General features: G+C 41.2%; 23 protein-coding genes. 3 read left to right on the forward strand and 20 right to left on the reverse strand.

From position 1 onward, the window contains the following. The 12 genes from ACX3PZ_RS02500 to ACX3PZ_RS02555 all read right to left on the reverse strand — a co-directional run bounded on the left by ACX3PZ_RS02500 (position 1) and on the right by ACX3PZ_RS02555 (position 13,168). Entirely contained in the window at positions 1 to 621 is a 621-nt protein-coding gene (locus ACX3PZ_RS02500; RefSeq protein ID WP_459111929.1) for an energy transducer TonB, read from the reverse strand. 90 nt (positions 622 to 711) lie between these two features. Continuing rightward, positions 712 to 1,566, reverse strand: coding sequence for a KPN_02809 family neutral zinc metallopeptidase (gene ypfJ / locus ACX3PZ_RS02505; protein ID WP_459082787.1), 855 nt, complete (start codon positions 1,564 to 1,566; stop codon positions 712 to 714). 146 nt (positions 1,567 to 1,712) lie between these two features. Then, on the reverse strand, positions 1,713 to 2,198 hold the full coding sequence (gene ribH, locus ACX3PZ_RS02510) for a 6,7-dimethyl-8-ribityllumazine synthase (protein ID WP_459111930.1): 486 nt from the start codon (positions 2,196 to 2,198) through the stop codon (positions 1,713 to 1,715). 11 nt (positions 2,199 to 2,209) lie between these two features. Continuing rightward, the gene (locus ACX3PZ_RS02515; protein WP_459082791.1) at positions 2,210 to 2,917 is read right to left on the reverse strand and encodes a tetratricopeptide repeat protein; all 708 of its coding nucleotides are present in this window, start codon (positions 2,915 to 2,917) and stop codon (positions 2,210 to 2,212) included. A gap of 119 nt (positions 2,918 to 3,036) precedes the next feature. Beyond that, positions 3,037 to 3,576, reverse strand: coding sequence for an adenine phosphoribosyltransferase (locus ACX3PZ_RS02520; protein ID WP_459111931.1), 540 nt, complete (start codon positions 3,574 to 3,576; stop codon positions 3,037 to 3,039). Between the two features lie 4 nt (positions 3,577 to 3,580). Continuing rightward, positions 3,581 to 4,732, reverse strand: a complete 1,152-nt coding sequence (locus ACX3PZ_RS02525; RefSeq protein ID WP_459111932.1) for a hypothetical protein — start codon at positions 4,730 to 4,732, stop codon at positions 3,581 to 3,583. A 73-nt stretch (positions 4,733 to 4,805) separates the two neighbouring features. Then, complete coding sequence (locus ACX3PZ_RS02530) at positions 4,806 to 6,137, reverse strand: quinol:cytochrome C oxidoreductase (protein WP_459082797.1); 1,332 nt, start codon at positions 6,135 to 6,137, stop codon at positions 4,806 to 4,808. Between the two features lie 14 nt (positions 6,138 to 6,151). Continuing rightward, positions 6,152 to 6,823, reverse strand: a complete 672-nt coding sequence (locus ACX3PZ_RS02535) for a c-type cytochrome (RefSeq protein ID WP_459082800.1) — start codon at positions 6,821 to 6,823, stop codon at positions 6,152 to 6,154. Next, a complete protein-coding gene (locus tag ACX3PZ_RS02540) occupies positions 6,816 to 7,337 on the reverse strand; it encodes a DUF3341 domain-containing protein (protein ID WP_459082802.1) in 522 nt (173 codons plus the stop codon). The genes ACX3PZ_RS02535 and ACX3PZ_RS02540 overlap by 8 nt, the downstream gene beginning before the upstream one ends. Continuing rightward, a complete protein-coding gene (gene nrfD, locus ACX3PZ_RS02545) occupies positions 7,324 to 8,718 on the reverse strand; it encodes an NrfD/PsrC family molybdoenzyme membrane anchor subunit (RefSeq protein WP_459082804.1) in 1,395 nt (464 codons plus the stop codon). Before nrfD ends, ACX3PZ_RS02540 begins: the two co-directional genes overlap by 14 nt. Positions 8,719 to 8,736: 18 nt before the next feature. Then, positions 8,737 to 11,775 (reverse strand): TAT-variant-translocated molybdopterin oxidoreductase, encoded by a 3,039-nt coding sequence (locus ACX3PZ_RS02550; RefSeq protein ID WP_459111933.1) that lies wholly within the window; start codon positions 11,773 to 11,775, stop codon positions 8,737 to 8,739. A gap of 22 nt (positions 11,776 to 11,797) precedes the next feature. Beyond that, positions 11,798 to 13,168 carry a c-type cytochrome gene (locus tag ACX3PZ_RS02555; protein ID WP_459082808.1) on the reverse strand — a complete coding sequence of 457 codons (1,371 nt, stop codon included), beginning with the start codon at positions 13,166 to 13,168 and terminating at the stop codon, positions 11,798 to 11,800. 186 nt (positions 13,169 to 13,354) lie between these two features. On the opposite strand from ACX3PZ_RS02555, the gene ACX3PZ_RS02560 reads away from it, so the two are divergent. Then, positions 13,355 to 13,885, forward strand: a complete 531-nt coding sequence (locus ACX3PZ_RS02560) for an SPOR domain-containing protein (RefSeq protein WP_459082810.1) — start codon at positions 13,355 to 13,357, stop codon at positions 13,883 to 13,885. Between the two features lie 27 nt (positions 13,886 to 13,912). Here ACX3PZ_RS02560 and ACX3PZ_RS02565 read toward each other — a convergent pair whose 3' ends face one another. From ACX3PZ_RS02565 to ACX3PZ_RS02585, 5 genes are read right to left on the reverse strand one after another with little or no spacing between them, the layout of a single operon-like run. Then, complete coding sequence (locus tag ACX3PZ_RS02565; RefSeq protein WP_459111934.1) at positions 13,913 to 15,280, reverse strand: DUF6080 domain-containing protein; 1,368 nt, start codon at positions 15,278 to 15,280, stop codon at positions 13,913 to 13,915. Beyond that, a complete protein-coding gene (locus ACX3PZ_RS02570; protein WP_459111935.1) occupies positions 15,237 to 16,784 on the reverse strand; it encodes a protein adenylyltransferase SelO in 1,548 nt (515 codons plus the stop codon). Before ACX3PZ_RS02570 ends, ACX3PZ_RS02565 begins: the two co-directional genes overlap by 44 nt. Before the next feature lie 50 nt (positions 16,785 to 16,834). Next, positions 16,835 to 19,207 carry a transglycosylase domain-containing protein gene (locus ACX3PZ_RS02575; RefSeq protein ID WP_459082816.1) on the reverse strand — a complete coding sequence of 791 codons (2,373 nt, stop codon included), beginning with the start codon at positions 19,205 to 19,207 and terminating at the stop codon, positions 16,835 to 16,837. Beyond that, positions 19,197 to 19,679 carry a gliding motility lipoprotein GldH gene (locus ACX3PZ_RS02580; RefSeq protein WP_459082818.1) on the reverse strand — a complete coding sequence of 161 codons (483 nt, stop codon included), beginning with the start codon at positions 19,677 to 19,679 and terminating at the stop codon, positions 19,197 to 19,199. The genes ACX3PZ_RS02575 and ACX3PZ_RS02580 overlap by 11 nt, the downstream gene beginning before the upstream one ends. Next, the gene (locus ACX3PZ_RS02585) at positions 19,666 to 21,003 is read right to left on the reverse strand and encodes a PSP1 domain-containing protein (RefSeq protein ID WP_459111936.1); all 1,338 of its coding nucleotides are present in this window, start codon (positions 21,001 to 21,003) and stop codon (positions 19,666 to 19,668) included. The genes ACX3PZ_RS02580 and ACX3PZ_RS02585 overlap by 14 nt, the downstream gene beginning before the upstream one ends. A 375-nt stretch (positions 21,004 to 21,378) precedes the next feature. On the opposite strand from ACX3PZ_RS02585, the gene ACX3PZ_RS02590 reads away from it, so the two are divergent. Together ACX3PZ_RS02590 and ACX3PZ_RS02595 are read left to right on the forward strand one after the other, a co-directional pair. Further along, positions 21,379 to 22,617 (forward strand): OmpP1/FadL family transporter, encoded by a 1,239-nt coding sequence (locus ACX3PZ_RS02590; protein WP_459111937.1) that lies wholly within the window; start codon positions 21,379 to 21,381, stop codon positions 22,615 to 22,617. A 6-nt stretch (positions 22,618 to 22,623) separates the two neighbouring features. Continuing rightward, on the forward strand, positions 22,624 to 24,108 hold the full coding sequence (locus ACX3PZ_RS02595) for an SGNH/GDSL hydrolase family protein (protein WP_459111938.1): 1,485 nt from the start codon (positions 22,624 to 22,626) through the stop codon (positions 24,106 to 24,108). Between the two features lie 81 nt (positions 24,109 to 24,189). Here ACX3PZ_RS02595 and ACX3PZ_RS02600 read toward each other — a convergent pair whose 3' ends face one another. The 3 genes from ACX3PZ_RS02600 to ACX3PZ_RS02610 form a co-directional block, all read right to left on the reverse strand. Continuing rightward, positions 24,190 to 25,506, reverse strand: coding sequence for a porin family protein (locus tag ACX3PZ_RS02600; RefSeq protein WP_459082826.1), 1,317 nt, complete (start codon positions 25,504 to 25,506; stop codon positions 24,190 to 24,192). Continuing rightward, positions 25,503 to 26,069 carry an RNA polymerase sigma factor gene (locus ACX3PZ_RS02605; protein WP_459082828.1) on the reverse strand — a complete coding sequence of 189 codons (567 nt, stop codon included), beginning with the start codon at positions 26,067 to 26,069 and terminating at the stop codon, positions 25,503 to 25,505. Before ACX3PZ_RS02605 ends, ACX3PZ_RS02600 begins: the two co-directional genes overlap by 4 nt. 72 nt (positions 26,070 to 26,141) lie before the next feature. Continuing rightward, positions 26,142 to 26,726 carry a DUF4840 domain-containing protein gene (locus ACX3PZ_RS02610; protein ID WP_459082830.1) on the reverse strand — a complete coding sequence of 195 codons (585 nt, stop codon included), beginning with the start codon at positions 26,724 to 26,726 and terminating at the stop codon, positions 26,142 to 26,144. Positions 26,727 to 26,898 lie beyond the last annotated feature (172 nt).

Below are 26,898 nucleotides of genomic sequence, written 5' to 3' on the forward strand. Positions count from 1 at the left end.
TTAAAAGCTCAATATTAAGGGTAATTCGAATCGGTAAGCTACAGGTTGGTTGTCCAAAAGTGCCGGAGCAAACTGTCCAGGAAGCAAATAAAAAGCGATTTGAGCTTGCCGGTTAAGACCAAGATCTTCACCTTTCGCCTCGACACGACTTATGCGCCCGTTTGGGTTCACCACAAAGCTAATTCGCGCCTGATAGGGCTCTGCTAGAGGTTTTACAGAGTCAAAGTAAAAGAGATTTGTAACTTCCTTGCGGAGTCCTTGCATACCGTTTGAATAGGTAGGGGGAAGCAGTCTCTTCGGACTGTTCTGAGCGGAATAAAGTTGACTATTTGCAGATGAGGAGGTCAACTCCGCTAAATCTTCCTCATTTTTCACTTGGATTAATGCGCCTACATAGGCCGTATTCACATGCTCTTGGAACTCCACAATGAGAGAATTCCATTGGTTTTCGAGTACACCTTTCACTTCCGAAGAAGCGCGTTTATACTCCATCTGGTATTTGTATTGAAGCATTTGCTGCTCATAGTCCACTTGGGACTTAATCGCCTTAAAGGCCTCATTTTGTTGTGCGAATCCACTGGCACAAAACAAAACAAAAACCACCACCCATATATTCTTCATAACGAATCTCCAATATACTATCTAAAATAAAAGACGCAATTAAATCTTGCTTTTAACAAAGGGATCGAAGCTAAAAAAGAAACTAAAATGTTATCTTAACAGTTGATCAAATGTATTCCCTTGTTTAATATCACCTGAATTGTAGCCTTTTAGAAACCACTCTTTTCTTTGTGCGGAACTACCATGCGTAAAGCTTTCTTGGTTTACATAGCCCTGGGAACGATTCATGATATTGTCATCACCCACGGCTTCTGCTGCACTGATTGCCGCATCAATATCTCCGGGTTCTAAAAACTGTTCTCGTTGGTTGCTATACTTGGACCATAAGCCCGCATAAAAATCGGCTTGAAGTTCGGTTGCAACCGAAACCCGGTTCATCTCCGCCTGTGAATAATTTCCACTTCTTCTTAATTCTTCGGTCTTTCCCAGTGTTCCTAACAAATTCTGCACGTGATGTCCCATCTCGTGAGCAAGGACATAAGCCACTGAAAATTCCGTTACTTTTGCTCCAAATCGATTTTCTAATTCATTGAAGAAACTAAGGTCCATGTACACGGCCTGATCGACTGGGCAATAAAACGGTCCCATAGCGGCCTGAGCGGTCCCACAACCTGACTGGGTCACGTCGGTAAACAAAACCACCTTCGCTGGCTGGTATTGCATTCCATTTTCTTGAAATATCGTACTCCAAGTTCGTTCGTTTTCAGCAGTAAGCATTTCAATGAACTCCCCGACATTCTTTTCTTCCGCTGTAAGTTCACGTTGTTCCGTTTGCGTGGACGAACTTCCCGCCCCCGTCGCTAGAATAGCCGAAGGGTCACCTCCAAGAAAGAAAACGACAGCCGCGATAATTAAGCTAACGAGTCCTCCACCCAAAAGGCCGCCTCCGACACCTCTGCCCCTACGGTCCTCTACGTTACCACTTCGATTTTGAGTCCATTTCATATGATGTTTCTTTTAAATTAAAACCAGAGTGCATTTGAAAACTAAATTTACAAAATTAAAGTATATGCTCCTGAATTTTCTACGTTGTGAACATTCTTACAAATCGTATACCGTTCGAACTTCCAACTTTCCGTTTTCTAGTCTCTTTACTTTAACTTTCTATTAAAGTCAATCATTTTTAACGCAGTCACTCCCGATTCAATTCCTTTGTTTCCATGAATTCCCCCACTACGAGCAATCGATTGCTCTTTTGTATCGTCAGTGAGTACACAAAATATAGTAGGAACATCCGTTAGAACATTACAATCCTTAATGCCTTGTGAAACAGAAGAGCATACATAGTCGAAGTGAGAGGTTTCCCCTCGGATAACGCACCCAATGGCAATTATAGCATCGTATTTTCCACTCTTTGCAAGTTGCATACTTCCATAGGTTAATTCGAAAGCTCCCGGTACATAAAAGACCTCCACCTTATCTTTGGGAACTCCTTCTTTTGTGAGCACTTCAATTGCACCGTCACGAAGCGGAAAAGTAATAAAATCGTTCCACTCAGAAACTACGATGCCGATGGAAAAATCATCGGCATCTGAAATTGCGAGTGGCTTGTAATTCGAAAGATCTACCGTAGCCATAAGTTGTATTTTTATTTATTTTTCACCATCTCAATATAGCCATCCGACAATCCATTGTCGTATTCCTTATATTTTTTATCGATGGTCTCAAATGCGGTCTTTGCGTCCTGCGTTTTATTAAGCGCAAGAGCTAGGATTCCTTTTTTTCTTGTAAAGTAATAGGTTGTGTAAGGGTCATCAGAAGCGCTAGCTGCCTTTCCTAAAAGCGAAAGTGATTCGTCTGCTTTGTTAAGATTAGAGGCCGCGTCTGCCATGGCACCATATTTAAGGGCCATGAGTACTTTATTCCCTGAAGAGAACTGATCTAATAGATCGTACGCCTCTTGAAATTTCCCCTCTTTGAATTTTAGAAGTCCTGCATTGTATCCCGCTAAACGACCTGCGTCGGTGTTCCCATAATTTTTATAGGTTCCAAGAAAACCTGGATTAGCAGCAGACTTACCTCCTAAGGCTTCCACTGTTTTCCCCTCAGCAAGATTGCCCATTGCAGAAAGATAACTCTTCGTTGCTTCTTCATTTTTTGGCACAATGACAAACTGTTGGTATGCAAAGTATCCTAAGACTCCCAAAACTAGCACTCCAAACACAATGGAGAGTACTTTTGAATTCTTTTCTAAAAAGCGTTCGGTTTGCAATGCTTCACGATCTAGGTCTTTAAAAAACTCAACCGTTTCCTTTCCTTCCGTATTCTTCTTATTTGTACGTTTTGTATTTGCCATAATATAATTAGTGAGCTGCAAATTTAATTGTTTCCTAGTGATTTACAAAATTCTAATGAGAAATAATAATTTCCTTCAAAATGCGCAGCGGCTCTATACCGAAAGCATCCTATTGCAATTTAATCATATTCCAGTATAGAATGATGTTCGGCCTGAAAAGATTCTAATTTATACTCCGCACCGAGACCCTTTAATTTAATCAAAAAGCTGAACTGGGATACCGTCGCTCCTTGTTTCTCCACGAGCCTGCCTGCTGCACGAGTAGTTCCTCCTGTAGCGAGTAGGTCATCATGAATTAAGACTCTCATTCCTGGCTTAAGCTGCCCCTCACGCATCTCAATCTCTGAGGATCCATATTCTAATTCGTACTTCTCTGAAACAAACGGCGGAGGAAGTTTGCCTTTCTTGCGAATGAGGATAAATGGCACTTCAAGCTTCACAGCAATTGCAATTCCAAACAAGTACCCTCGGCTTTCGATTCCACATACCGCGTCGATTCTCCCCTTACTAAACTGAGCCAATTCCTCAATCACTGCCTCGTATAGCTTAGGATCCAAAAAGATTGGTGTAATGTCCTTAAACTGAATCCCCTTCTTCGGAAAATCAGGTATATTTTCTATCGTCTGCTCTAAGGCTTTTTTTAATTCTAAACCGGTCATATTTTTAAGGTATAATCGTGTAACTATTAATTTTCCATTGTCCATCCACTTGGCGAAGCCCAAAGCTCACTTGCAGTGCAGTGGTATTTCCGGCTTTGTCCGTCACGTCGTAGGTGGCATTTACGGAGGCATTATTCCCTGTATTGGATACACTCGAAATGTTTTTCACGTGAATGGATTTGAATCCTCCAAATCCCGTGTTAGGATTAGAGAACGACTCAAAGGAACCCCAATTTGGATTTGACGAAACTTCATACGCCCCTCTTAAATTCTGTGTCCCCACTTGGTTCAAAAATCGAGTGACGGTCGTCTTGGGATCGCCCGTGGCTACTGCCACCTCATTCTGTCCAAGAGTACCCTCCTGACCTAAAGTGGAAGAGCCTCCAAGGGAATCTACATCCGTACTTGCTACAGCGGGCGCTCTTAAGGCATTTGGATTGACTAATACACCCACTTTTGCCATTTTAAAACTATTGCTTGTCGTTTTCACCGTGATCTGAATATCAATCTTATTTCCAACTACTTTCTCACTAGGTAAAGAACCAAAGTGAATTGTAAATCCTTTGAACTCATTATCTAGCATAAGGTTTTTCGAGGTACTTAAACGACTTCCTCCACTTGAAACCACAAGTACCGTTTCTAGAGCCGCTCCTGAAAACTCTATTGGGCGTCCACTTGAGTCTACCAGACGAGGAATTACCTGAAGAGCCTTAGGACCTAAAACAGAGTCTTTTTGAATCTCTATGGTTGTGATTTCAAGTCCATTCGCTTTTATATCGTTGGGATCAAACTCAGTGGGTTCCACCGAACCAAAAATATTCATTTCTCCTAGGGACGGAGGGCCGGTACTGCTCCACGCTATGTCATTGGCCTTTGCCACTTGATCTGCCATGGCCAGGATCGCAGGAACTTTTAAACCGTCAATCTTCTTTCCTAAGGCATCCAATTTTTGAATGTCATTTTGGCCATCCACACCGAAGGTCTTCAAAATATACAGGGCTTCGTTAAACTTTACTTGCTGCAAGGTGGAGAGTTTGGAAGTCATGTCGTTAATGCTACTACGAAAACTTTGCGTTGTCGTGGCATCTACGGACTCCTTCTTGCACCCTGAAAGCACTAGCAAACTGAAAATCAAAAGATAATATATTTTTTTCATAGAGTGTATTTTATACAAAAATAAAAAAATCCCGGCAATAAGCCGGGATTAATATGTTAAGTATGATTTCCGATTAAAATGGGTACTCGTAAATCTTGGATTCGTGTACGAAAGGGTTTCCTTCTGGAATCAATTTCATTTTTGCTAGTTGACTCATTACAGCAAAGATGAAAAGTCCAACAAAGAAAACAACAGCTCCTACAACGCTAAGAAGTACAGCGGCATTCTTCCAATAAGGACCTATCGTACCTGGCATTACCATGTTGAAATAATCCATGATGTGTCCTACAACCACTAGAGCAGCAATAGCGGTCACTACTTTATACTTTCTTTTGATTCCTGATCCTACAAGCACCAATAAAGGCACTAGGAAGTTTAGAATTAGCATTGGAAAGAACGTTTCTTTATAGTGTTCAAAACGACCGAAGAAATAATTTACTTCTTCTGGTACGTTCGCATACCAGTAAAGCATAAACTGACAGAACCATGTATAGGTCCACAGCATACTTGAAGCAAAGAGGTATTTTCCTAAGTCATGCAAATGGTTATCGTTGAATTCAGGTAAAAATCCTTTTTTCTTAAGATAAACACTTACAAGAATAATAAGCGCAATCGCAGTGGCTAAACCACTTACCATTGCATACCATACGTACATAGTGGAATACCAGTGAGGGTCAATAGACATTAACCAATCCCAAGCCCAACCTACAGACGCAAAACCAAAGAAAACAATATAACCTACGTTCCAACGGTAAAGCATTTGATAATCTGTTCTTGATTTCGTTTGGTCTACTTTTTTCGACATGGTTCTTAATTTCCAAGCAAAGAAAGTTCCTACAACGACATAAAGAACGGTTCTAATGGCGTACCAAGGCACATTTAAAAACTTCTTTTTTTCGTATAAGATGGAATCAAAATGAGCAGAAGTCGGATCGGTCAATGAAGGATCCATCCAGTGGAACAAATGACCAATATGCGAAACATTAAGAATCATAATAAGAACAAGAAAAGCTCCTACCCATGGAATAAAAGAAGCCACGGCTTCCATCACACGAGTCACAATAATGGACCATCCTGCATGGGATACGTGCTGAATTGAATAGAAAAACAAAGCACAACATGAGGCTGCAAAAAACAAGACTGCTACCAAATGAAGCGAGGCTAAAGGCTGATTTGCCACTTGCATCATTGCATGTTCTAAGTGGGCTTCGTGATCTTGTGGACCTACTAGCTCACTTGAATGGGTAGGTGCATCTTGACCTGCCGCAAGCACATTCTCCATCATATGCTCGACTACTCCACTGTCATAGCTTTTGTTAATAAAATACCCCGCAGCGAACAAGACAAGTCCTGCGACGATAAGAATGATAGAAGTTAATCTTAATTTTGGTGAAAAACTATACATTTTCTTTCTTTTTATTAATTGGTTGCGGTGGAATCTACAGTTGCCGGTGCTGCCGCTGTCGTAGACATTCCTCCTTTAAACGCATTCATTACATACATTGAAACTCTCCATCGGTCACCTGGCATCAATTGTCCTGCAAAGGAACCCATTGCGTTTCTACCGTGCGTCAGCACATAATGTACGGAACCTACTGTAATTTCACGGTCCTTATAGTTAGGCACCCCTGAATATGCACCACTTTCTACAATCGATCCTTGTCCGTCTCCATTGACTCCGTGACAGGCTGCGCAAGTTCTATCATAAAGGACTTTCCCTCTTTCAATATCTTTCTGAGCATTCGCTGGATCAAGAGGAGATACGCTTACCGATTTGGAAGCATCGTACCTTGCATTGTACTCATCTACATTTTTTGGAAGAAGTTCTTCTTCAAAAACACCGTCTTTATTCTGAGCAACCGTTCCTTCTACTACGGTTAGGCCTGTGGCCCCATTTGCAAACGCAGGAATTTCATTCTCATGATCTGAGTACGGATCTTCTGCCTTCTGAAGTGGATCGTAAGCCACTGGGAAATACATATCCGGGAAGTATACCATAGGTGGATTGCCTTTTCCACAAGAGCTCAATAGTAAACTTGTAAAAGCAATCGCTGCCGTAGCTTTGAATATTGTTTTTTTCATACTAAGCATCTTTAACTGTAATTTCTTCAGCCCCTGTTTCAATTAGAAGCTGTTTAATTCTTTCAACATCTCCACCAACAAATTCCATTAAGAATTTATCGTCCGTGGTTCTTGGATCTGGATTCTGCGGTTTCGCACCTGGGTACATTTTGTTTCTAACTAAGAACGTTAAAGACATCATGTGCGCGGAGCAGAAGACCATCAATTCAAACATTGGGACTACAAACGCTGGCATTTGATGCCACCAAGACATAGCAGGCTTCCCACCGATGTTCATTGGCCAGTCATAGTTCATTGTATACCAGGTCACAAGGGCACCAACAAGGACTCCATACAAAGCGTAAATAAACGCTGCATCAGAAATTCTAGTCTTCTTAAGTCCTAGTGCCTTATCCAAACCATGGACAGGGAATGGGGTATAGACCTCATTAATTTCAATTCCTTTCTCTTTACATGCTTTGACGCCGTCCATTAAATCGTCATCATCCGCATAAAGACCGTAAATTATTTTAGTGGTGCTCATCTCCTTCTTTTGCTTTATAAGTTTCACCTGACATTTTCAAAATCGTTTTCAACTCCGCTTGTGCAATTACCGGGAAGGTTCTTGCATACAATAAGAAGAGTACTCCAAAGAATCCGATGGTTCCTAAATACACACCCACATCAATGATGGTCGGCTTAAACATGGTCCAAGCACTTGGTAAATAGTCTCTCGATAAGTTAATTACAATAATATCGAAACGTTCAAACCACATTCCTATGTTAATGATTAGTGCGACAAAGAATGTCCACATGATGTTTGTTCTTAGTTTCTTGAACCAGAACGAAGCTGGTACCACTAAGTTACAAATAATCAGTGCCCAGAATGCCCACCAGTAAGGACCTGTTGCAGCGCCTGGACTTAAGTATACGAAATCTTCATATCTACTTCCAGAATACCAAGCGATGAAGTACTCAACTGCATAAGCCACGGTTACCATTCCTCCGGTTACGATAATTACGATGTTCATAATCTCGATATGGTAGATGGTAATGTAATCTTCAAGCTGGCAAACTTTTCTTGCAACTAATAATAGCGTTTGCACCATTGCAAATCCTGAGAAGATCGCCCCAGCTACGAAGTAAGGTGGATAAATAGTCGAGTGCCATCCTTTAATCACCGAAGTGGCAAAGTCAAAGGATACGGTGGTATGCACAGAGAATACAAGTGGGGTTGCAAGTCCTGCAAGAACCAAAGAAAGCTCTTCGAATCGTTGCCAGTGTTTTGCTTTCCCACCCCATCCAAAGGATAGGAAGGTATAAATCTTTTTCGTCCAAGGTGTTTTTGCGCGGTCACGGATCATGGCAAAGTCAGGGATTAGACCCATAAACCAGAATACCGAAGAAACCGAGAAATAGGTGGAAATCGCGAATACGTCCCAAAGCAGTGGTGAGTTAAAGTTAGTCCACAAGGACCCGTACTGGTTTGGAATAGGGAATACCCAATATCCAACCCAAACTCTACCCATGTGAATTACCGGGAAGATCGCAGCTTGAACAACGGCGAAAATAGTCATCGCCTCCGCCGAACGGTTGACGGACATTCTCCAACGTTGTCTAAACAACAATAGTACTGCAGAGATTAACGTTCCGGCGTGACCAATACCAACCCACCATACAAAGTTGGTAATATCCCAACCCCAGTTAATGGTTCTATTAAGTCCCCATGCTCCAATACCGGTTCCGATAGTGTAAGCGATGCAACCGAATCCGTATACGAAAAGTACCAATGCTGAATAGAATGCAATCCACCATAGCTTTCCAGCTCTTTCCTCAATAGGTCGTGCGATATCTTCTGTGATATCGTGATAAGTTTTGTGACCAATAATTAAAGGTTCCCTGATCGGGGCTTCGTAATGTGACATTTTTTACCTTATTATTATTTAAACTTTGTTTTCTTTTCTGTTTCTCACCTTCGTGTGATAGAATACGTTCGGTTTCGTTCCGATCTCTTCTAAAAGGGTATAACGTCTATTGTCTGTAAATAGCTCTCTTACTTTAGACTTCTTGTCGTTCATATCCCCAAATTGCATAGCTCCAGTTCCACAAGCTTTAGAACAAGCAGTTTGGAATTCGCCGTCTTCAATACGTCTTCCTTCTTTCTTCGCTTCTAGAATTGTGGTTTGCGTCATTTGGATACACATTGAACATTTTTCCATAACCCCTCTAGTTCTTACAACTACATCTGGGTTAAGAACCATTCGTCCAAGGTCATTGTTCATGTTGTAGTCAAACTTATCATTCTGGGCATAGTTGAACCAGTTGAAACGTCTTACTTTGTATGGACAGTTGTTTGCACAATATCTTGTTCCTACACAACGGTTGTATGCCATTTGGTTCTGACCTTGCTTCCCGTGAGAAGTCGCCGCCACTGGACAAACTGTTTCACACGGTGCGTGGTTACAGTGCTGACACATTACCGGTTGGAAAATCACATCTGGATTTTCAGCCGGATCAATAAGAATGTCATAGACTTGCGGTACATTCAGTCCTCTGTCTACTTGTTGCTTAGGAGTGATTTTTTCTCTCGCAGAATAGTAGCGGTCAATTCGAAGCCAGTACATGTCTCTTGACATTCTGATTTCTTCTTTTCCTACAACCGGAACGTTGTTCTCCGCTTGACACGCGATGATACAAGCTCCACAACCTGTACAGGAGTTCAAATCCACAGATAGGTTGAAGTGAGGACCGTCCGTGTCATCAAACTCATCCCATAAAGTGATTTTACCTGCTGGAGTGGATTCCGTTAAAGTATGGTATTCTAAAGGCTTGTTCCACCCATTAATTTTATCATCAAATGCTACGTTAAGGAACGACTCTAAAGGCACTTCGCGTGCAATGTCATAACGTCCCATTAGCGTATTCTGAAGCTGCATTCCTGCAAACTCATGCATTCCTTTTACTTTCTCTAGCTTCACATTTGAAACCACTCGGCTCTTTCCATCAAAAAGAGGATAGGCATTGATTCCTGTTTCTGCTACTTTTCCAGAACCCGTTTTACCGTATCCTAATGCAAGCCCCATAGAACCCTCTGCCTGTCCTGGTTGAACAAAGACAGGTACATTCTCTAGAGTTACATTTCCCACTTTCACGTTTACACGAGAACCGTCAAGCTGCATTCTTCCGTTTAGATCGTTATCGAATTCTAAACGTTCTGCATCTTTAGGAGAAACCGTTAGGTAGTTATCCCAAGAGATTCTTGTGACAGGATCAGGTAATTCTTGAAGCCAAGGGTTGTTTCCTTGCGTACCGTCTCCGACAGCCACGGCTGTATAAAGTGCAAGTTCAATATCCGAAGCTTTGAACGCTTGGAGTTCTGAAATGGCACCTTGTGCATTTCCTCCAGCGTAAGCTAAGGTAGGGCCAAATTCTACTTCATTAAATCCACCGTAAAGAGCTTTGTTGAAAGTTTTACCTCCTAAAATAGTTAAGGCATTTGCCTTTAAATAATTGTAGAAGCTATTGTTTTCACTTCCTTTTCCATTAATCCAAACTAAAAGAGATTCTTCAATCTGTCTTGGTTTGTAGATTTTAGAAATGGTAGGTTGCATAAGCGAGTAGGCTCCTGTTTGAGGAGTTAAATCTCCCCAAGATTCTAACCAGTGTGTCGGTGGAATCACTACTTTCGCTGCCTTATAAATTTCATTTTTCTTATCAACAACTGCAATGATATGAGGTACTCTTGCAATTCCATTCTTGAAGGCCTCTGCTTTGTTTGAAGAATAAAGTGGGTTTACATTGTTTACAATTAGTGTTCCTACTTCTCCGTTTGCTAACCAAGTTAAGAATTCTTCGTAACGAGCTGTATCGTACTCTTTCAATAAGTTCGCCTTTCCTGTAAAGGCAACCGAACCTAATTTTTGGTTAATTAAGTGAGCTAGTACATAAGCTCCTTTGCTTCCGTCCGCAAAAACAACTGCTTTGCTTCCTTTAGCCTGAAGTTCTTTTGCGATTTTCGCTGCATCCCCTGAGGCAGAACTTCCATTAAGTGCGTTGTAAACGTCCACTAACACTTTGTAAACTGAACTTGGTTTTAAACGAATTCGTTCATCCGCGTTAGCTCCTGTTAGGGACATGTTAGACTCTACTTGAATGTGTCTCAACATATTTGCGCCTGGCTTTTTCGCAGTCGCATAAGAGGATTCTAAACTTCCTCCATTATAATCTTCTAAGAAATCCGCTTGGAAAGACACGACAAGTTCGGTTGTGCTTAGATCGTACACCGGTAGGTGTCTTTGACCGTAGACTTCCTGCGCTGCATCTAAAGCAGAAGCGTGCGGCAGTGCATCGTAGGTTACCAATTCAGCAGTTGGATATTTCACTTTAAACTCATCTACCAACTTTTTAAAGGTTGGAGAAGGGTAAGAGTGAGAAAGCAAGACGATTCTCTTCCCGATACTTGTACTTTGGGTTAGGGCATTAAGAACGTAATCGTCTACTGCATCATACGTTTCATCTTTCCCGTCTACTTTCGGTTGTTTTACTTTGTCGTTATCGTAAAGGGAAAGAACTCCCGCTTGAACTCTAGCACTGGTTTTACCAAGCTCTTTGGCAAGCGCATTAGGTTCAATTTTGATTGGTCGTCCTTCTCTTGTTTTTACCAGAACACTCGCAAAATCCGATCCATCAAAATAGGAGGTTGCATAGTAATTAGGAACCCCGGGAATAATATCGTGGGGCTTAACCACATAAGGAATCGTTTTTAACACAGGAGCCTCACAAGCTGCGAGGGTCACTGCTGCCGTAGAGAATCCTAATAATTTAAGGAAATCTCTTCTGGACGTTCCTGAACTATCATCCGACTTACCCAAAATTTCATCTACAGGAATTTCATCCTGAAACTCTTTCTGAGCCAACTTATGGTTTAAAGTTGGGTCCTTTAGTTCATGAATACTTCTGAATTGTATTTTATTTGAAGCCATTTATACTTCTAATTTAACGTTATTAATAATGACATTTTCCACACTCAAGACCACCAATAGCATCTACAGTAATCTTACCTTCTTTCTTCGGATATTGTTTTTTCAACTTATCGTGAAGATTGGCGAAATATTCTTTGTTATAGCCGTTGTCCATATCCACTTCGGTCGTTCTATGGCACTCAATACACCAACCCATGGTGAAATCATTTGCCATCGATACGACGTTCATGGTATCCACCTGTCCGTGACAAGCTTTACACACGACATCAATTTGATCGTCTGGATTCTTTTTGTTGTGGGAACTGATAATCGTCTTCTCACCAGCTACTACGTGCTGTGCGTGATTAAAATATACGAAATCAGGCATATTGTGAATACGAACCCACTCCACTGGCTTTTTCTCGTTTTTATACGATTGACTTCCTGGATCCCATCCTGTTGCGTCATAAATTTTTTGAATCTCAGCGTCATAGAACGCTTTGTCCTTCCCTGGCTCCATATACGTTCCTGTGTATTCAGAAATATTACGGTGACAGTTCATACAAACATTCATGGAAGGAATCTCTGAGACTTTCCCGTATTTAGCGGAAGAGTGACACAATTGACAGTCAATTTTGTTTTCTCCAGCGTGAATCTTGTGCGAGAAATGGATGGGTTGTTCTGGCTGATAGCCTTTGTAAACCCCGATTCCCATTAGTGCATTCCAAACTCCGTAGAAGGCTAGCAAGGCAAGTAGACCCATTGCGATCTTACCTACGTAACTATACTTCTCGTAGAGACCACCAAATGTATATGCATTCGTTTTATTAAGGCCTGCAAGTTCTTCTGTTTGGCTAAGTTTCACAAGCTGTCTCAGCTTCAATAGCAACCAGATCAAAAGACCCACAATAGCAATCAGTGAAATCAGTAGAATTTTTGAATTTTCACTTTGTTTCTTCGCTTCATTCAGAAGCGCTAGTGAATTTTCATCCGAAGCTCCAGCGGTTGCCTCTGCGGCAGGCTCTGGTGCAGGTGGATTTGAAGTGTAGGCAAGAATGTCGTCTATATCCTGGTCCGAAAGATTCGGAAAGGGAAGCATAACAATCTTATTATGATCCTCAAAGGTCTTATTGGCGTAGGCATCTCCTGAATTACGAAGTGCTTCATTGTCTTTGATCCATTTGTGTAACCAATCTACACCGAGACCTTGTTCTTTCTCCAGTCGCTCGACAACCCCACCTAAGGCTGGGCCAATCAAATTCTTGTCTAATGTGTGACACGCGGTACAATTGGCTTTAAAAAGTGTTTCGCCATTTTTAGGATCACCGTCCTGTGCGTGGACCGAAGTGGCGGTGGCAAACAATAGACCTATTGCTACCAGACCCCTCTTGTAATGCTTTCTCCAACTAATCATTTAAATAATCTTGGGTTAGTAAAAATTGATGAGTATCCATTCAATTCTGCAAAAGTAAGCTTTTTAACACTACATTAACAACCGAAAAAATTAGAGATTCCGAGAAGCCTATTAATTTGTAACCATTCTAAATAATAGCTTTTGGTATAATTTTTATTTATAGTAAATTTGCCCAAATTACCTTTGATGAAAACCAATTTACTCTATACACTATTCTTTTTTGCCCTTAACCTTGGATTGGTTAAGAGCCAAATCGTAACCAAGACAGACACTTTGCAAGGCACAACTCTTACGTTATCTATGGACAAGCGTATCAGTGAAACGATGGCGAAAATGGAAGACAATTGTACTCGCCCGTCCCAAATGCCAGGGTCTAAAAACGCCTCAGACATAGCAGACTCGAGAGATTCATCCAATTTTTCTAAACCTTTGTCAAGAGCAGAAATTTGTCGTCAAAACCCAAGAATTCTAGGGTATAAAATCCAAATTGCGGTGGCAAAAAGCAACCAGGAAGCCAACGAAATCAAATCTTTTTTCCGGAATCGTTTCCCGAACATTAAAGTTGAGACCGATGCGTCTTTGCGACCGAATTACCGTATATTAGTTGGGAGTTACGTCTCTAAACAAACGGCAAGCTCGGATTTAAGCCGTATTAGAGGTCAGTTTAAATCTGCCCGAGCGGTTCAATACCGAGTCTTTTGCGTGGAAGCGAAATAACTCCTGCTTCTTTCCTCTTGCGTAATTCTACCTGTAATAGAGGTTCAAAAAATCAAAGAATTCTTGCATTCTGTAAGCATTATTAAGCGCTAAGTACAAAGTCATAAGAATAAGTGTGATGATCAAACTGGTAAGTATTCTGGTTTGCTTTCGATAAGAATAGAGCAGCCAGCCTAAGACCAAGGGATACACCATCACGAAATGACCTCCATAAATATAGGAGGTATGCAATCCGAACTTAAGAACGCAGTGAATAAGGAAGTCGAAAAAGAAAAGGAAAAAAAGAATTTGAACCATTTTGTTTTTCCTGTTTTTTATCCAGGACCAAACAAGCAAGCTAAAAAGTACTCCCACAAATAGATACGGAACCCAACTTGTGTATACGTCCATAAATAGAGCCTTGTATTCAAAGGCTTTTTTATTGTGATAATCCCGCGTTATAAATCCTGAGAGAAGCACATTACCTCCTAAAAACCAAGAAGAAATCATATCCCATAAAGGCGTCACTTTTGGTTTTGAAAACTTTTCGTATTGCTCCGTTGTCTTTGACAAAATAAGGCCGTAGTCAAAATTCATTCGGTACAAAAACAAAAGAACAAAGACTCCTACCGCGATTGCCCCCCGAGCCACCGCATTTCCAAAGGATTTAAGGGATTTGAAGAGTCCTTTCTCGTAGAGTAGCCCTATGTAGACTTTAGCTGCATTTGTGACCGTAAGCCCCCCTATGGTAACTGTAAAGATCGTAAGTGCAGCGATCGAGAACTTCCTACCACTCCTTAATTTGCGCGCTGCATAGTAATTAAAAAGCGTCAAGAAAAAAAGACTATAGGTATACGTTTCCGGTGTGAAACTTAGAAGGATATTCGTTGCGAATAGGGAAAAAAACACCAATAGCAAACAAGACAAAACGTTTGGCAATTGAATGATCTCACGTAGATACTTGAAAATTTGCACCAGAGTTAAACTCACCATGAAAACACTACATCCAGAAAGTACGAATCGAAACGTCGAATCCATCTTTCCTCCCGAAACAAACAAAGCAAGCTCTCGAATCCAATTAAAATAATAATTTGCAAGTGGATGCCTTTCAAATCCACCGCCTGTCATCACAATCGCACGATTGTCAAAACTAAAATAGGCATCCCAAGGAATGCGATTGTCAAAAACAATTCGATAGTCAAGTGCAATAGGCATTGCTAGGGTTGTGTAACCCAGTACAAAAAAACAAAAAACAGCCCATTCCATACGATTGGAAGGGAAGACCATTTTTAAAACAAAAGAAAGTTTTTTTATTAATTTCAAAGGAGATAGAATAAGCGGTGAAAATACAAATAATCCGACACTGTTTCCTTTAGGAACTACAAGATAATGTAGAACATCCAAAGGTATCTTCATATCCCGAAGGTCGTTTGGCACTCAACTCCGGATATAGCTGCTCATAGGGCGATTTCAAGGCGGATTTCAATTGTTCAAATAAGGTCCGATCTCCCGTCTCAAGCTGCTCAATGCATTCGTAGAGAAGGTAATTTCTTAATGTGAATTTGGGATTGTTCTTTTGCATCAGTAGCAAAGCCTCCTGATCAGAAATAAGGTTCCTCATTTTACGCTTTTGGTACTTTTCGATAAAAGTGCTGAATTCTTCTTCTTGCGTAGAGGAAAGAGTCCCATAAAATACTTCTTTGAAAAAAGAAACTGGTTCCTTTGACCCCTCAAAAGATTCTAATTTAATAAAAAACAGTGTATAATCGGCCCTTGTGATCTGCATTAGACTTTGCCAATCAGAAAAGAAATCCGAATCGTCTTTTTCCAATTGCTCGAAGCCAAATTTTCTTGCCAGCATTTGATCATGTTCCTGCCAAAAGTAAGACGAAAACCCATCTAGCTCGTTCTGAAGTTCATTTGTATCGTGTACAAGGGGAGCAATTGAATTTGCAAGCTGCCATAGATTCCATTGTGCAATATGGCCCTGCTGGCCAAATGCATATCTTCTTCCGGGTAGATCCGTTGTGTTTGGGGTAAAATTTAGATCGTACTCATCTAGCATCGAAAAGGGCCCATAATCGATCGTGATGCCAGCCAGCGACATATTGTCTGTGTTCATAACTCCGTGGGTAAATCCCACTCGGTACCATTGCACCATCAAATCGGCTGTTTTGTGCATAACCTGTTTAAACCAAGCTAAATAAGGATCTAAGCTCTGTTGCAACTCCAAAGCATTGGATTCTCTTTCGATCAAAAAATCAACTAGGTCCTTCAGTAAATCTTCTCTTCCCTGCGAGGCGAGAAATTCCAAATGACCAAAACGAAAAAAATTCTTTGCGACGCGCATCATAAACGCACCCTTTTCAGGCCTTACGCGCCCGGAATACAGCTTGTCTCGCATCACCATTTCGCCAGACAAAGTAAGACTTAGGGATCGAGAAGTTGGAACTCCTAAAAAATGCATCGCTTCGCTCATTAGGTATTCACGCACCGTTGAGCGTAGAACCGCTCTGCCGTCTGCACTACGAGAATAAGGGGTTGCGCCTACTCCCTTCCATTGAAGTTCCGTAAGTTCCTTTCTGTCGTCTTCAATTTCTCCTACATATATCGCACGACCATCCCCAAGCTGCCCCGCCCAATTACCAAATTGATGTCCACTGTAGGCTGTCGCATACGTTTCAAGATTTTCAGGAATGAAATTGCAATTTAGAAAATCACAGTCTTTTGAGCCATCGATTCCACCAAGCCCAATCTCACGAGATAGTTCTTCGTTAAAATCGAGTAACTCTGCTTTTGGAAATGAATCTGGGCGCACCAGTGCATACAGTACATTTGGTGTTTGGCGCTGTGCTAAATCATAGCTCTCATCGCCTGGAAACCGTTTGCGAAACAATTGAGTAATCCTATCTAATCGCATATTACATATTCTTAAAGCGACAAAAAGGCCTTTTTAAAAGGCCTTTTGTATTATTGATTGAAATCTACGTTGGAGTCTTTATTTAATTTCTCGTTGAGATTTTCTTCCTTCTTCACAGGGGCCTTTTCCTGCGAAGATCGATCGGGAGTCGGATTTCGAATTTCTTCAATGGTTTGAAGTCCTCCTTCATCACCGTATCCTCCTAATCCTGACAAATCACCACAGTCTCCTGTCCAGTTTGAGGGCTTAATAAACTTATCCTCTGCGGAAACCCCTAGGGATTTCTCGGCCCAAATCTTCTTCATAAAAATCGCCCAAATTGGCAAAGCCATTTTTGCCCCTTGTCCTTCGCCCGTACTTCGGAAGTGGGTGGCTCTATCTTCCCATCCTACCCAAACACCGGTCGCCAAATTAGGAGTCATCCCAATGAACCATCCATCTGAGTTATTCTGAGTCGTCCCTGTTTTTGCAGCAATCTCTATCTCTTTTGAAACTCCACGTCTTCCCAGCTCTCCTGAAGCGGTTCCATACTCGGCTACCCCCTTCATCAAATCAATCATGGTATAAGCGTAGAGTTCATTCATTACCTCTTTGGTTTCATTTTTAACCTCCTTAATCACTCTTGAATTCGCATCTTCAATTCTCCAAATCATTTCGGGACGGATGTAATTCCCAAAGTTCGCAAAGGAACTGTACGCTCCTAGCATTTCATAAATGGTAATGTCTGAAGAACCTAAAGCAACCGCAAGCTGCCCTCGGGGCATATCTTGTGTAACGCCAAGATCACGAGCAAGCTGAATTACTTTGTCCGTTCCTGTCATATCCATTAAGCGTACCGCAACTGGATTTCGAGAAAATGCCAAAGCATTTCTAAGGGTCAATTCACCGCCAGTCCCCTGCACTCTGTAGCCCCTTTCATCAAACGTTGCATTGGATATCTTAGTACAAGGGGTCATTCCCAAATTCATAATGGCAGCGGCATACACAAACGGTTTGAATGTGGATCCCACCTGACGTTTCCCTTGCTTAATATGGTCGTATTGGAAATGCTGCCAGTTAATTCCTCCAACCCAGGCCTTAATCTCTCCAGTACCAGGTGTCATCGACATAAGTCCTGCCTGCGCAATTTGTTTATGATAACGGATTGAGTCGTAAGGGGACATTTCCACTTCTTCCTCCCCGTTCCACGTGAAACGTGTGGTTTTAATTGGTTTTTGAAACTCTAGCATAATTGAGTCTTCAGGGATGCCCGCAGCCGCTAATTGTTTATAGCGTCCCGTTCTCTTCATCGCCTGTAGCATAATTTTATCGCTTTCCTTTTCAGAAATCAAATAAAACGGTCTTGCTTTACGGCCCTTTTGCTCTGCATCAAAACTTTTTTGAAGAACCGTTAAGTGTTCCTTAATTGCCTCTTCGGCAAAGCGCTGCATTTTTGAATCAAGAGTCACGTATATTTTCAACCCGTCCTTATAGAGGTTTAAAGGCTTACCCGTCTTCTTCTCATGCTCTTTCAAATATTTTTCAATCTCTTTGCGAAGGAAAAACTTATAGTAGGCACTGTAACCTTCATCAATAGAACGTATTGGCTGATAATCGGTTACGATCGGAGTGTCGATTGCCTGTTGGTAGGTAGACTGGTCTAAATAACCGGTTTGAAGCATTTGCTCTAAAACTACATCTCTTCTGCGTTTTGCACGTTCCGGATTTCGTAAAGGATTGTTTGCAATTGGAGCTTCAAGCATCGCGACAAACATCGCGGCTTCTGGAAGAGTCAAATCTTTTGTCTTCTTGTTGAAATAGACACGAGAGGCCATTTCAATACCGTTTGCATTGTAGGTGAAATCAAACTTATTAAAATAAAGTGTCACAATTTCCTCCTTGGTATATCGTTTTTCCAAACTTACCGCTACGACCCACTCTTTTAGCTTTTGCACGACCCGATATAGAGGGTTCGATGACGGCTTCTTCGTAAATAAAAGTTTGGCCAACTGTTGTGTAATGGTGGATCCACCTCCTCGTTCTCCTCTAAAGTAAACCGCTCTAGCAAAGGACTTTACATCAATTCCTGAATGTTCTTTGAAGCGCTCATCTTCTTTAGCCTGAAGGGCATACACCAAATAAGGGGGGAGTTCTTGAAAGGTAACTGGCTCGGTTTTCTCTTTTTCGAATTTTCCGAGCACAACTCCGTCTGCGGAAATAATTTCAGAAGCAACATAAATATCCGGATTTTCCAGCTCTGTCACCTCTGGCATATCGCCTAGAAATCCTTGCGATACGGCAAAGAAAACGGCAGAAACACCCAAGATTACCACCACAAGTGCCGTCCAGATAAACTTAATCCATCTTTGAGTTGCAGCTTTCTGAGGCTTTTTCTTTGGCAATGGGAAGGTACTTTTGTTACCTGTTTGTTTTTTATTTTCCATCTTTCAATTGCGCAGTTTGAATTTTAATCCCAAAATCTTCAATTCCGTCTAGAGCTTCTCGTACAGTTTCTGGAGAAACTTCTAGTGTATAAAGTCCATTTTGGGGAAATCTATAATGACTTTTATACGTAAACAATACCTCTTTTGTATCCCCAAACCCTTTTCCTGTCCATTCTCCATTTGACTCTGCAAGCTGCAAGTTCACACGCTCTGTTAAAATCACCTTTGTCGAATCTACGCGCGCTACTACCTTTAGATTTAGATCTTGGTAGGGATATTCACTATTGTTTCTTACAACAAATATAATGTTTTTCGGATTTTGTGCCTCCTTTATTTCAAAATGAAACCTTTGAGTTTCAGATGCAGGCCAAATTCCGTTCAAAGAATGAATTTGAATGTCCTCTTTTGGATTCACACAACTACCTAATACACTTACAAATAGCAGGAGAAAGATCGCATTAAATTTTCTCATTCGGTTTTGGCTGCGAAACTTTTTCATTGGAATTTCCCTGGCTGTTTGACTTAGATCTTGGCCCCGATTTGCGATTGTTTGGATTTGATTGGTTTCTATTCTTATTCGGTTTTTTGTCATCCGATCCTACAGACTCCTTTTTGTTTTGCGCTTTCGATTCGTCACCTGATCTTCGATCTCTCGGTTGGTCTTTTCTGCTTTTATTGGGACCTTTGCGGCTATTTTGACGACCTCGTGAATCAAAACGGTCAATTTTGCTTTCTTGAATCAAATCCACTGGCTTCTCAGAAACCACATCCGTCGACATTAACTCTTCTAAAAGCTGTGCTTTTTGTCCTTTCTTATTGCGTTGAATTTGTTCCTTAACTTTCGCGGTATCAATATCATACCAAGCCATTGGGTTCTCCGCATAGGCAAACCACATTTTTCGTTTAAACACATCTATTTTGATGCAAAATGCACGTCCCTTTTCGGTGTCTAAACTTGTATTGGAGGAAGGGAAATCTGACAATGCATCCATATAGCTTTCCAACTCATAATTCAAACAACATTTTAGTTTTCCACACTGACCCGCTAGTTTCTGAGGATTGATACTAAGCTGCTGATAACGAGCTGCATTCGTGTTGACAGACCTAAAGTCTGTCAGCCAAGAAGAACAGCATAGTTCTCTACCGCAAGACCCAATTCCTCCGATTTTCGCAGCCTCTTGACGGAACCCAATTTGTTTCATGTCAATTTTGGTTCGAAAAGTGGAGGCATATTCTTTAATCAATAGTCGAAAATCTACGCGGCTATCGGCGGTGTAATAAAAGGTCGCTTTCGCTCCATCGCCTTGAAATTCAACGTCTGTTATTTTCATTGCAAGTCCTAAACGTGAAGCAATAATTTTTGCTTGCGTTTTGATTGCATCTTCTTTTTTTCTAGCTTCTTGCCAGGTTTCCACATCTTTTTGATTGGAAACTCGGTAAATTTTCAGGGCGTGTTCAGGTGAAAAATTTTTCTTTTTCATTTGAATATTCACTAACTCTCCTGTTAGGCTTACTACACCTACATCGTGTCCGGGACTGGATTCCACTGTAACAATACTCCCTATATGGAGTGGGAAATTTTGAGTGTTACGAAAAAAACTTTTTCGATCGTTTTTAAAACGTACCTCTACAAGTTCATTGACGGTCTTTTGACTTGGACTACCCACATCGGAGAGCCAATCAAATACACTTAATTTATAACTATTGCCACAAGTATTCACACTTTCGCAGCCATTAGCAGATTTCGTACCGCAAGAATGACCGGAATCGCCGGATGTTTTACATCCACAACTCATATTTGATTAATTTTAATAATTGCAAATTTAGGATAATTTTTAACATAGGACTTGCTCTTGTTCGTCAAAGCGCTAGGAAGGATTGAATTCAAACACAAGACCCTCACTTTTCCCTATTCTCGACAAAAAGGAATCGCAGTAATAGTACACCTCCTAAGAAACTCCATTTGGGTTAGCTCTGTTTAATGTTAAACATGCCCGAAAACCATTCCATTTTAGAAAAATAATAGACTCTTAGACAAGTAAGTAAATTCAATACTCTAGAAAATAAAAATTAAACCCATGCTTTAAATAGTAATTTGTTTAAATTTATTAACGAAAATTAACATTCGTATACAAATTAGTTCTAAATTTGAAAGCAATAATTACCAATCTATGAAAAAAATAATCATTACAATGTCCCTTTTGGCAGGTATGACTGCCTATGCAGGAGGGTTCAGAGTTTCCCTTCAAGGGGTGAAACAATTGGCAATGGCACATACCAGCGCACATGTCGAGGATGCAAGTGTGGCATTCTTTAACCCTGCCGGTATCGCGTTCATTCCCTCGAAGCTAAGTGTGGCAGCGGGTGGATTCGGAGCGATTTCTTCCGTTACATATCAAAACCCAAATACCCACGAATCGTTTGAAACCGACAACCCGATAGGAACTCCTATTTATGCAGCTGTGGCGTATAAGCCCATTGAAAACCTATCCATTGGATTTAGTTTCACAACTCCATTTGGAAGTACCATCAATTGGGGAGAAGAGTGGGCTGGCAGAGAGATAGTTCAAAAAATGTCTCTAAAAGCGATGTTCTTTCAACCTATGGTGGCCGTTAAGTTAGCTCCTTGGGCATCTGTTGGGGTGAGCTACATCCATGCAACGGGAGAGGTAGATTGGGATAAGGCCGTAACTCAACTTGGTGGCAGCCTTAACATCAACGACAAAAAAGCAAAAGGAAGCGGATACTCTCTTGGATTCTATCTTCGTCCCACAGACAAATTAGATTTAAGTATCGCCTACCGTGGTCCCGTGGATATGAAAGCTGAAAATGGAACCGCTACATTTGATATTTCTCCCGCACTTTATCCAAATCTAGGATTAAACGCGAATGGAGAAGACCAATTCCAAGCAACTCTACCTCTTGTGGATGAGTACACGATTGGAGCCACCTATCAAGCCACTGAAAAATGGAAAATCTCTGCGGATTTTAATTACACAGGATGGGACAAATACTCAAGCTTAACACTTGATTTCGCCAACGCCCCTGTCGGAAATCAACCGAACGATCCGACCGTACTTACGACTCCGAAGAATTTCCACAACACGAAAACCTTCCGAATCGGAACCGAATACAAATTTAATCCAATGATTGCAGCTCGCGCCGGATGGTACTGGGATGAAGCTCCTTACACGGACGAAAATTTCATTCCAGAAACCCCTTCGTTTGATTCACATGTGTTCACAGCCGGTTTAGGACTTAAATTTGGCGGACTTGGAGTAGACTTAGCGGGAGCCATGTCCTTTCCGAAGTCGAGAGTGTTTGACAATCCGAATACACACTTCGCAGGACAAGCAAAAGCCAAAACATATTATTTTGGTTTAGGTCTTAACTACACATTAAATAATTAGAAACCGATGAAGAAACTTATTATACCCGCAATTGCCGCCTCTTTTTTAATGCTTACTTATAGTTGTGAGACGGACTTTGACCAAGACGTGGAATCCATCTCCGTATCCAAAGGAGATGCAGACTTTAGCAAATATGTAGCGTTAGGAAACTCCCTAACTGCTGGATATAGAGACAATGCTTTGTACGTAGACGGACAAAATGAATCTTATCCTAGCATGCTTGCTCAGCAAATGAAATTAGCTGGAGGAGGAGAATTCAAGCAGCCAATGATGACCGATAACTTAGGAGGAATCCCAGCCATCGGTGTGGCCAACAAACTCGTTCTTGCAGTAGATGCGAACGGTTCACTAGGACCGGTTGTCGCAAGTGAAACCGCTTCCAACACAATTGCAAGCATTTATGGAAGTGGACCTTACCAAAACATGGGGGTTCCCGGTGCAAAATCCTTTCACCTACTTGCACCCGGTTACGGAAGTGCAGCAGGTCTACAAACAGGTACTGCGAATCCTTACTTTGTGAGATTTGCATCCTCAGCGACCACGACTGTACTTGGAGATGCCATGGCACAAAATCCAACTTTCTTTTCTTTATGGATTGGAAATAACGATGTGTTAGGGTACGCAACTTCAGGTGGCGATGGAAGCAATCCAATTACAGACATCGCACTCTTTACTCAGGCTTACAATGGACTTATCGCCACTTTAACCTCGCAAGGAGCGAAAGGAGTGGTTGCAAACCTACCCAATGTAACCGCGATTCCATTCTTTACAACGGTTCCGTACAATCCCGTACCGCTTGATGCAGCGAGTGCTACGGCACTAAACCAACAAGTGTTTGGGCCATTAAGTCAAATTTTATCGGCTTATGGGCAAGGATCTAGAATTAAAATGGTTTCTCAGTCCAACAACCCACTTCTTTTGAAGGACGAATCGTTAACCGATATGTCTGTGCAAATTACAGGAGCCTTAGTAGCGAATGGAATTCCAGCTCAACAAGCAGGATTAATGGGTGCACTTTACGGTCAAGCAAGACACGCTACCAGTGCCGATTTAATCCCATTAACGACAAGCTCTGTTATTGGAACAACCCCTTCTTCTCCACTGGCTGTAGCCCCATTTGATAAATTTGGTGTTACTTTCCCACTCCAAGATAAGCATGTATTAACGGCGGTAGAGAAAGACGAAGTACTTGAAGCCACTAGCGCATTCAACAAAGTAATCAGTTCTGCTGCGACTGCGAAAGGACTTGCCTTTGTGGATGCAAATGCGAAAATGCTAGAACTCGCAAGATCTTCAGGAATCACTTTCGATGGCGTAAAATACACCACTACTTTTGTAACTGGAGGTACCTTCTCTCTTGATGGGGTTCACCTAACAGGACGTGGGTACGGAATTATTGCAAATGAATTTATTAAATCAATTAATAAAAAATACAACTCTTCCCTTCCTTTGGTGAATGTGAACCAATATTCAGGAGTTACCTTCCCCTAAGTTAGGATTGATACTTTAAAAGTCAAATAGAAAAAACCAGAGCGATTGCTCTGGTTTTTTCTATTTGTAATTTCTATTTACTTAGGGTTTTCCGATTGTAAACCGAAGTCCGGTCCGTAGACTTACATTAACCGGTTTATCCTTATACAAGGACTGTATGCTTGAATTGTCATTTAAATGGTATTCAATACCGGGTTCCACATATAGACTAATGTTTTTATGTAAACGGTATTCAAGGCCCACACCGGCATTTAAAGATACTTGAAGCGGTTTTTCACTAAGCTTTTCTTTCGTGAAAGTCTCAGGCTCATCCTTCACTACGTACTTGGTTCTTGAACTAGCAGCTACTACTTTTTTAACTTCTCCTCCTCCATAGGCATAGGTACGTACTTTGGAAGTCTCTGAAATCTCATAATTGACAAAAAGAGGCACTCCTATATAATGTAAATCTTGTCGGCTTTCCCAATAGCTGGTTTCGGTCCCGGCTTTTAGATCAGAACGTAAAAGCGTATAACTTACACCTGAACTTAAACTCCATTTCGAAGTAAGTGGGTATTGAACCGCGAGTCCGTAAGTTACAGGCGTATGATGATTTATTTCGGTGCTGGCTTTCTGTGCTAAATTCTCCACTAGTACGTTAGCATAGGGCGCATCAAGTTGCGCCATCGCCATTCGTGTGGCACTTCCACCGCTTAGGGTTAAGTACCCTGGGTTTTGTGCCGTAGAATTGGAAGCCAATTGTCCTGCAATCGGTCCAAAACTAAAACCTCTTCTCTCTTTGGTCCTCTTATTTGAGCTAGAAATTCTATCGGATTGTTTCTGCTTAGCAGTCACTGCAAAGTTTTTATACGGATAAGGGTCTGCTACTATTTTCGCTCCACTTAGAATCCCATACGTTTGGATACCCGTCCCTGAAAAAGAGGATAGAGACCGACTGTCTATATACGTTTCTACTTCTTTACGATTTTGATTTACTCTAGTTATGAAGGGATCTAAATTTCGTAGTAATGATTTCTCTCTCTTTTCAATCTTCACTATTGCCGGCTCAGATTCTGTTCTTAACCCTATATTCTCAACCTTATTTGAAGTTTTGAGCTTCTCTTTATTTCCTTCCAGAGTCAAGGAACGGTTTGGCGAAATTTGCTGCTTTCTGTCTAAAGTTGAAAAAAGCAGTGCTCCGCAGACTAGGATTCCCCCTAGACTGGCGGCAATGGCTAAGTTTTGAACTTTTCGTCTTCTCGCTATACGGGCAGAGCTACCCACTAGCGGGATAGAAGTAACCTCAGCAGGAAGCTCAACAAATAGACTTTGTTCTATTTTTTGCCATCCGTCTGAGTCTGGAGCCATCTCGTGGCCTTCCATCTTCTCTCTAAGCGTATGTGACCAGTTGCGTTTCATAAGATCTTTTTATCTAAACTTTGTCGTAATTTTATCTTCTCCGCTAAAATACTTTTAGCGCGGTGAAGTTGGGATGCAGATGTACTCTCTGTAATGTTTAAGTGCTCTGCAATTTGCTTGTGACTTAAATTTTCAAATACAAACAAATTAAAAACCGTTCGGTATCCGTCAGGCAATTGCAATATAAACTCCAATATTTCCTCCTGGGATAGACTCTCTACTTCTGGTTCTATAATCTCGGGCTCAGCAAGCTCCTCTTCAAACTGCAGTCTTTGCCACTCGGATCGAGATTTAAGCTCGCGAAGAGCTTCATTAATCACAATTCGTGACGCCCAGGCCTTAAGCGAGCCTTCTCCACGAAATTGGAAGGAAGAAATCGAATGAAACATTTTTATAAAACTATTTTGGAGCACGTCGTTTGCAAGATCCCGGTCTCTCACATAACGAATGCATAGCGACATCAGGCCAGGAGAAACTGAATGATACCATTCTCTCCACGCCACTTGCTCCTTTTGAAGAAGTGAGGCGATATATTCCTGTTCCGATCCTCTATAGCTATTCATTCCGATACTTCCCTGCAAAAAAACAAGGATTGTTCAAATGTACAACCCTTGTATTAATTTATAGATCGAATTCTATTTTTTTAGCCCTCCAAACAAGTAGCTAATCTCCTGGGTAGAAGCTAGCACTTCTCCATCTACTTCAATTTTGTCTGCATTAAATGCAAGGTAAAGTTCGGCTCCCATTTCAGTGGCATAATAAGAACCTGCGGCTTCTTGTTTAAAGTGAACCACCACAGATTTGGTTTGTCCGTCTACAGGCAAATCAAATTGAAGAGATTGTGCCGCTAACTTTAGAATCACTTCTTTCTTACTAGAAGCCAATTCACCTGTATACCCCATTGTGTATGGAATAGGCTCAAGTTGCTCTAAAGCTTCTTTTACTTTAATTGGATCCGTCAGAATGGATTTTACAATCTCGTCCATTGGAAACTCCTTAATTGCAATTGCATCTGCACTTGCCGTAAATGCTGCAAGGTAGGTTTTGCTAAATTGTCCCTGCTTTGCGACAGCTTTCCCACTATATTCACCGGGTACATCGCTCACTTCAACGGGTAATAATTCAGCGAAGTTATCGTCGTCCATGCGACATGAGACAAAAGTTAGTCCGATTAATGCAAACAGAGCGAAGGTACGCATCCAAGTCATTTTGTTTTTCATTTCGTAAAGTTTATAATTTTAAATTGTTTTAGTGAGCACTCACTAGGATAAAGTCAAAAAAACAGAAACCTTGCATGGGAAATTGAAAGAAAATCATAACCTTTTGATATTCAATGATAAAAATTTTAATTATAAATTCACTTGCGCTCTCTAAGTGCAAAAGAATCTATTC

It is taken from the genome of Chryseobacterium sp. A321, assembly GCF_054489265.1.